Source organism: Ruminococcus sp. OM04-4AA (genome assembly GCF_003462585.1).
Taxonomy (GTDB): Bacteria; Bacillota; Clostridia; order Lachnospirales; family Lachnospiraceae; genus Mediterraneibacter; species Mediterraneibacter faecis.
On sequence record NZ_QTZH01000130.1, the window covers coordinates 1 to 2,043 of the forward strand.

Below are 2,043 nucleotides of genomic sequence, written 5' to 3' on the forward strand. Positions count from 1 at the left end.
ATGTCAATGGTCATATTTCATTATTTAGTACATATTAAAATAAAAATTTGTTTAGAGAATATAAAAACTAAAAACAAAGGATGTACGTAACGATAATGTATACTTCTCTTTATGTTAGAGTGATAACATTGGGTCTTGTTGTGTTGAACAAATATCTTTTTTGTTTAATATTGTTTTGGAACGACGATGCATGATGAAAGTAAAAATACACAGAATGAAAATGGACGTTCCAAGTGAAAGTAGTAGGTTTCCATTTGTAATACCAATAATTAAATATCCGATTAAACTACATCCAGCGACTGTTAGAGCGTAAATCATCTGTGTTGAAACATGGGTAAGGTGGTTTACACCAGCACCCGCACTAGAGAGAATAGTTGTATCAGATATTGGAGAACAATGATCTCCAAAAACACTTCCAGCTAACGTTGCAGCAAGAGAAGAAAGTAGCAATTCAGGACAAATTGATTGAGCAACAGGGATTATAATAGGAATTAAAATACCAAAAGTTCCCCATGAAGTTCCGGTGGAAAAACTTAAGAATGCAGCAAGTATAAATACAAGTGCAGGAAGCAAAGCACCTGGAAGTCCGGTAGTTTCTATAAAAGTTTTTACAAAAACAGGTGTACTAAGTAAATCGCGACATACACCACCGATTGTCCATGCTAGCATAAGTATACAACCGGAAGTAATCATTTGTTGCATGCCTTTTGTAAAGTTATCCATGAATTCTTTAAATGTCATGATTTTTCTCGGTATATACATAAAAAGTGCAGTAATAATTCCAGCAAAACTTCCCCAAACAAGGGCTTGAGCTGCAACACAGTTTCCTAGAGCAGCGGTGATAGTGTGAAGTGAAGGATCATTGCTCCAGTAGCCACCATTGTAAAGCATGCCAAGGATTGCAGTTACAATGAGTACAAGAATTGGAACAATCATATCAGCGACACGTCCAGATTTTGGCTGTGCCAATGAATCTTTTTGTTCATCAAGTCCGCCGAGGAAACCTCTTTCAGCTAATACCTCATGTTTTGCCATAGGACCAAAATCCAAGGAAAAGACACAGAGGAGAAAAACCATAAGAAGGCTAAGAATGGCGTAAAAATTGTATGGAATAGCCGTAATAAAGGCTTTAAATTCAGAGTCAAAAGCACCTGTATTTTTAAGATAACTACCGACAGCAGCTGCCCAACTTGATATAGGTGCGATGATACAGATGGGTGCAGCTGTTGCATCAATAATGTAAGCAAGTTTTGCACGGCTGACATGATGTCTGTCAGTTATAGGTTTCATAACTGTTCCTACTGTCAAGCAATTGAAATAATCGTCTAAAAAAATCAAACAACCAAGCAAACTAGTAAGTAATAGAGAGGAACGTTTTGTACGAATGATTTTTGATGCCCATTTTCCATAAGCTTGAGCTCCTCCAGAAGCATTGATTAGATAAACTAATCCGCCCAACAAAAAACAGAAAATGATAATATTCATATCAGCTTTTTGTATCATAACGTCAAATACAGTAGAAACGGGACCAACAATCGGATTCATACCAGAAGCGATAGAGTAAATAATGGTTCCAGATAAAACACCTGCTATAAGTGAAAATAGAACCTCTTTTGTGATTAATGCAAGAATAATAGCAATCATAGGCGGAAGAATAGACAACCACCCAACATATACAGCATCCATAATAAAAATCTCCTTATCTGTTTGTTTTTTAATAGTAAAAAATAGAATTAAAAGAATTGCCACGATTAGGTAAGGAGAAAAATTTCATTACCTAACATGGAGAATTCCGTTTTAGGAATTCGCACAGAATTTTCCGTGAAGTAGTTAACACGTGTTCTCATAAGATAGACCTCCTTATATTATAAAGTAGTAGTGTTTATAGACCCTCTCCAAGGTCTGTAGCTACGCAAATAAGTGGAATAACATAATTTGTATTAAAAAAATAAAATATGTATATGTACTAGATGAGTGAATTATATAATTTGTATTAAAAAAATAAAATATGTATATGTACTAGATGAGTGAATTATACCGCGA

The 2,043-nt window shown here is 34.9% G+C and carries 1 protein-coding gene; it reads right to left on the reverse strand.

What is annotated here, in order from left to right; all coding sequences use genetic code 11:
• Positions 1 to 114: 114 nt before the first annotated feature.
• Positions 115 to 1,686, reverse strand: a complete 1,572-nt coding sequence (locus DXB52_RS15590; RefSeq protein ID WP_118108029.1) for a Na+/H+ antiporter NhaC family protein — start codon at positions 1,684 to 1,686, stop codon at positions 115 to 117.
• Positions 1,687 to 2,043 lie beyond the last annotated feature (357 nt).

Excerpts from the sequence above, each read along its gene's own strand:
- DXB52_RS15590 (WP_118108029.1), bottom strand. The coding sequence starts at position 1,686 with ATGGATGCTGTATATGTTGGGTGGTTGTCTATTCTTCCGCCTATGATT.